Source organism: uncultured Campylobacter sp., assembly GCF_937949835.1.
In the GTDB taxonomy this organism is placed as follows: Bacteria; Campylobacterota; Campylobacteria; order Campylobacterales; family Campylobacteraceae; genus Campylobacter_B.
The window spans coordinates 1-5546 of the sequence record NZ_CALEDC010000067.1 but is presented as its reverse complement, the minus strand read 5'-3'; the positions used below and the strand labels follow the sequence as shown (position 1 = coordinate 5546).

At 41.8% G+C, this 5546-nt stretch carries 3 protein-coding genes; all 3 read left to right on the top strand.

Annotated elements, in window-relative coordinates; genetic code table 11:
• Positions 1-332: 332 nt before the first annotated feature.
• Positions 333-2513 (top strand): STT3 domain-containing protein, encoded by a 2181-nt coding sequence (locus Q0256_RS01525; protein WP_297959476.1) that lies wholly within the window; start codon positions 333-335, stop codon positions 2511-2513.
• A gap of 257 nt (positions 2514-2770) precedes the next feature.
• The gene (locus tag Q0256_RS01520; protein WP_297959474.1) at positions 2771-3355 is read left to right on the top strand and encodes a hypothetical protein; all 585 of its coding nucleotides are present in this window, start codon (positions 2771-2773) and stop codon (positions 3353-3355) included.
• A gap of 355 nt (positions 3356-3710) precedes the next feature.
• Positions 3711-5546: 5-methyltetrahydropteroyltriglutamate--homocysteine S-methyltransferase (gene metE / locus Q0256_RS01515; protein WP_297959472.1), on the top strand; the 1836-nt coding region annotated here is incomplete at its 3' end.

Below are 5546 nucleotides of genomic sequence, written 5' to 3'. Positions count from 1 at the left end.
CAAGGACGGCAGGTGCCTAAGCTCGATTATGCTTAATCTGCGCACGAAAACCGTCTGTAAATTTATGTGCGACGCGTATTAAATCGTGTAAATTTCATACTTCATAGCGCGAGCGAAATAGATTAGATTTCGGTTTGCTCGCGCTTTCTGCAGTAATTTATCGTACAAATTTCTACATCTCGCATCGCAAATCAAATAAATTCTGCTATAATAAACGGAAATTAAACAATGTCGTTAAAAACGTAACGTGGGCGCGATAAAGCGAGTAAAATTTGTAGAGGCAAATTTTAACCCTGCCGCTCGGTATTTCAAACGGCAAATCAAGGAAAAAAATGCAAAAATTTAGAATTACAAACGGCGAATGCTGCCGCATGGATATCTTTCTGATTATGACGCTGGTTTATATATTCGGCGTGGCGTGCAGGTTTTTTTGGATATATTGGGCTAGCGGAATCGAGCAGTTTTCTTTTGACGGCGAGCTCATCATGACCACAAACGACGCCTTTGCGAACGCCGAGGGTGCGCGCGATATGATAGCGGGCTTTCACCAGCCGGGCGATCTTAGCCCGTACGGCGCGTCGATCCCTACTCTAGCATTTTTGCTTAGTAAAATTTTACCCGTCAGCCTAAATAGCATTACGATCTATATGAGCGTGTTTTTAGCGCCGCTAGTGGCCGTGCCGATTATTTTGATAGCAAGAGAGTATAATATCCTGGGCGCCGGCATCATCGCGGCACTACTTGCATGCATCCTACCTGGGTATTATGTGAGGACATTTGGCGGGTATTTTGATAGCGATATGTTAAATATCGTCCTGCCGATGCTGATAATCTGGGCTCTAATCAGGATTACGCAAAACGACTCGCAGCGAAATTTAATTTTGCCTGCCATCTTTATGGCGCTTTATAGCTGGTGGTATCCTAGCTCGTATTCTCTAAATATGGCGATTATAGTGATATTTTTAATCTATACTTTGATTTTTAATAGACGCAATGAGGAAAATTACAAAGCGATTATTCTTATGGTCGTTGCAGTTATAAATTTTGGTGCGTATTACGAAGGCGAGACAATAATTGTAAATTATATTTTATTGCTTAAGATTGCACTAATTGCGTTTTTATATTTTTTAATGATTAAAATTCCAAGCCATAAAAGCAAAAAAGCTCTTTGGATTTTGGGTACGATCGCCGTAATTACGTTCGTCATATTCGGCGGACTTGTGCCTATAGCAGTGCAGCTTAAAGCATACATCTTAAAGGATGTAAGCAAAGAGGAAATTTTCTACTTCTACGGCGTTAGGAATACGGTTAATGAGGTAGAAAACGCTAATTTCATAAAATTTGTGCTTGAATCTAGTGGGCATCTATTTATATTTATATGCGCCGTAGGAGGGCTGGCTCTATTGCTGATAAAATTCCGTTCGTTTATCTTAACCTTGCCGATGATAGCGCTTGGAGTTTTAGCACTTTTCGGCGGAACTCGCTTTACAATGTACGCTACACCGATGATAGCGCTTGGATTTGCTTATTTTATATATTTCACACTGAATTACTTTGAAATACGCACCTGGCTTAGAAGTACTTTGTTGGCTATTTTAACCTGTTTAGCGCTAATGCCTAGCATAGATTTTATTTATAAATTCCGAGTTGCGCCTACGCTTACGAAAGACTCCATAACGCCTCTTGTAGAGCTAAAAAATAAAGCCAGCAGAGAGGATTATGTGTTATCGTGGTGGGATTACGGATATTTAATCAGATATTACTCCGATGTAAAAGTAGTAGCTGATCCCGGAGGTAGACAGGCGGGAGAATACACTTTTATGAGTGCGTTTTCCTTTAATAAAGATGAGGTAAGCTCTGCTAATATGGCAAGGCTTAACGTAGAATATATACAAAAGTTGCAAGGTAAAAAATTTGATCCTAAACTGGAAGATAAATTTAAACTAAATCTATATCAAATTCAAAAAGATTATGGCGAAGCCGATATCAATAAATTCTTAAGTTCTTTGAGTGATAAGAATTTCAAGCTTCCACAGAAAACTAGGGATATATATTATTATTTTGTACCGCACATGATAGATATATTGCCCAATATTTTAAAATTTTCTACTGTAGATATAGAAAAAGGTAAAGAATCTTGGACACCATTTATTCATGTGGGTTATGATATTAGAATGGGTAAAGATGGAGAGAGTATCATAATAAATGATGAATGCACGCTGCCTAGCATCGATCCTGAATACCTAATCTATGATGGTAAAAGAATGCCTATTAATTCATATTATCAAGTGGGCGAAGTAAACGGCAAACTCGTCAAATTATCCAAACAAGTAGATAAAAATTCCAATCTTTACGTGATATTTTTACCGGATTACCAAAGAATTTTAATCTTAGATAAAAAGGTTTTTGAATCAGCCTTTATCCAACTTTTTGTGCTGGAAAACTATGATAAAGATCTGTTTGAGCCCGTTTATTTAAGTAATTCTGCGCGGATTTACAAGTTATTAAGATAAATTTATATTCAGAGGAATACCGCGTAAATTCTTATTACGCTATACTTTTACAAAGTGTATGTTACTAAGCGATAAAAAATTTATAATGTAAATTATATGCTGAGATTTAGAATTTATACTGGCTATAAATAAATTACAAAAATACTTTAAAATTTTGTCACTAAAAATCGTAAATGTTATGTATTTACTTTAAATTTAGCCTAGGTTTCGAAGCGTGTCGCTATCATTGAGATAAAATTTCACCGAAAGGAGTAAATATGAGAAATTTAGTTGCAAAAGCATTGTTGCTTAGTTCTTTAGTTGCGGCGAGCGCGATGGCGGAGGGACTTTTCATAGGTGGCGAAGGCGGATACAATTTCAAAAACCAAGCTGCGGGTTTTGATGACGGACAGCCGCAAATCGGCGTTAAGGCCGGATATGACTTCGGCACGTTTAGAGCTTACGGCGGATATTTTTACGGATTTAAGGGCGAGGATTCCAGCTCGAATGCCAATTCGAAAAGAAAGGTTAAATGGAGCACGCACGATTTCGTAGCCGGTGCGGATTTTACGCCGGAGCTTTTCGGTAGATTTAAGCTTGTTCTAGGCGCTTACGCTGGACTTTCGGTGCTAGATACTGAAGTTAAAATAGACTATAGCAATGGCGGCTGGGTTAGAGCGGACGATACGCTGGGCGGCTTTATTTTGGGCGGCAAGATAGGTACTGCGTATGAGTTTGGCTCCAATAGCGAGATTGAAATGGGCTTTAAAGCAAGCAAGGCGTGGTACAAAGACGGCGATTATATCGAAGATAACGACGGTAAAAAATACGGCGTTTACGCAGGATATAATTATAAATTCTAAGAATTTTCATATTTGAGGCATTGCATCACTTTCATAGAGCCTTGATGCTCAGTGGTTTTGCGGTGTGTTGGGTGTGGCTAGCTTTGTCGCAAGGCTTTACCAAGTTTTAGTAGAGTCTTGCGATGAGGTTTAAATTATTGATTAATTTAACGCCTTTAAATTCAATCATCAAATTTTAACTCATAGAATTTCGTCGATAAAATTCCATCTCGAGCTTTATCTGCGAAATTCCACCCCTGCGCTTTTGGATAAAATTTCGTTCATTTTCGAGATTAGATTAAAATTTTAATGACGGCAAAAGAAATTTTAGATAAAATCAACAATTTCATACCAAAATTTTACTCAAAGGATAGAGATGAAGAGTTACGTTACGGGCTTCCCACGTATCGGAGAGCAGCGCGAGTTAAAGAAGGCTTTAGAGAGCTATTGGGCGGGCAAGTGCGATTATGACGCACTAGAGCGAGTCGCCGCAGAGCTAAAAGATCGCCACATCAAATATCAGCTGGATGCTTGGAGCGGCTTAATTAGCGTAAACGACTTTTCATACTACGATCTGATGCTCGATACCAGCGTACTTTTCGGCGTGATCCCACAGCGCTTTGCGGCTCTTTCGGCTCATGAGCAGTATTTTGCGATGGCGCGCGGCAGTAAAGACGCAGTCGCGATGGAGATGACAAAGTGGTTTAACACAAACTACCACTATATCGTGCCCGAAATCTCGGCGTATACGGAATTTAGCCTAAATCCTAGTAAAATTTTAAACGAGTACAAGGCTGCGAAGAATAACGATTTTAAGGATTCCTGCGCACTAAAGATAAATTTAATCGGACCTATCACCTATCTCGCGCTTAGCAAATCAAGCGACAAAAGTGATCCACTCGCGCATTTAGATGCCCTTGTCGCGAAATACGAGGAACTGCTAAAGCTTCTTAGCGAGCTTGATAGCGAGGTCGTAGTTCAGATCGATGAGCCGATTTTCGTAACGGATCGCGCAGCGGAGTTGGCGCCAAAGATTGAGCCTGTTTATCAGCGCCTAAGTAAGGCTGCAAGCAACGTAAAAATCATCTTTATGACCTATTTTGAGCACGCGACCGAGGCTGTGCGCGAGATAGTAAAGACCGATGTTTGGGCGATCGGGCTTGATTTTGTTTACGCAAGCGAGGAGAATATCAAAAAAGAGCTTCAAGCTTTAAAAGACGCTAAGACCGTGCTTTTCGCAGGCGTGATCGACGGGCGCAATATCTGGAAGAGCGACATCGACAAAAAGCTCGCCCAGCTCAAGGCCATCGAAGCCTACGTGCCTAAGGAGCGCATCTATGTGGGCACCTCCTGCTCGCTTTTGCACGTGCCCTTCACGCTAAAATACGAGGACAAGCTAAGCGCCGAGATCAGATCCTGGCTAAGTTTCGCGGTCGAAAAACTAAGCGAAATTTCGATTTTAACCCATCTTTTCTTTGAAATTCCGATGTGCGAACACGGCATGAAAGCTTACGAGGAAAATCAAAAATCCGCTAAAACCCGCGCTAACTCGCCACTTATTCATGACGAGCGAGTGCAAAGCCGCGCCGCAAATTTAAATAAATTCGAGCGCGCCGATCGCTACGAGGATCGCATCAAGGTGCAGAAAAAGAAGCTAGGCTATGGAATTTTACCTACCACTACGATCGGCTCCTTCCCTCAGACTGCCGAGCTTCGCCAGGTTCGCAACGCCTACAAAAAGGGCTTAATTGGCCGCGAAGCCTACGAGCGTGACATCAAAGCCTACATCGATGACTGCGTTAAATTTCAAGATGAGATCGGCCTGGATGTGCTAGTTCACGGCGAGCCGGAGCGCAACGATATGGTCGAGTATTTCGGCGAGCAGATGAGCGGATACGCGTTTAGCGCCAACGGCTGGGTGCAGAGCTACGGCAGCCGCTGCGTGAAGCCGCCGCTACTTTTCGGCGACGTTAGCCGCCCAAAACCAATGACCGTGGAGTGGATCAAATACGCTCAAAGCCGTACTAAAAAGATTATGAAAGGTATGCTAACGGGACCTGTTACGATGATGAACTGGAGCTTCGTGCGCGACGATAAGCCTCGCGAGCAGATCGTAAAACAGCTTGCGCTCGCGATTTTTGATGAAATTTCGGATCTGCAAGACGCGGGTATCATGATCGTTCGGGTGGACGAAGGTGCGTTTAAAGAGGGT

Bases quoted from the DNA above. Each gene is read 5' to 3' on its own strand.
- Q0256_RS01525 (WP_297959476.1), top strand. From the start codon at position 333: ATGCAAAAATTTAGAATTACAAACGGCGAATGCTGCCGCATGGATATC.
- Q0256_RS01520 (WP_297959474.1), top strand. From the start codon at position 2,771: ATGAGAAATTTAGTTGCAAAAGCATTGTTGCTTAGTTCTTTAGTTGCG.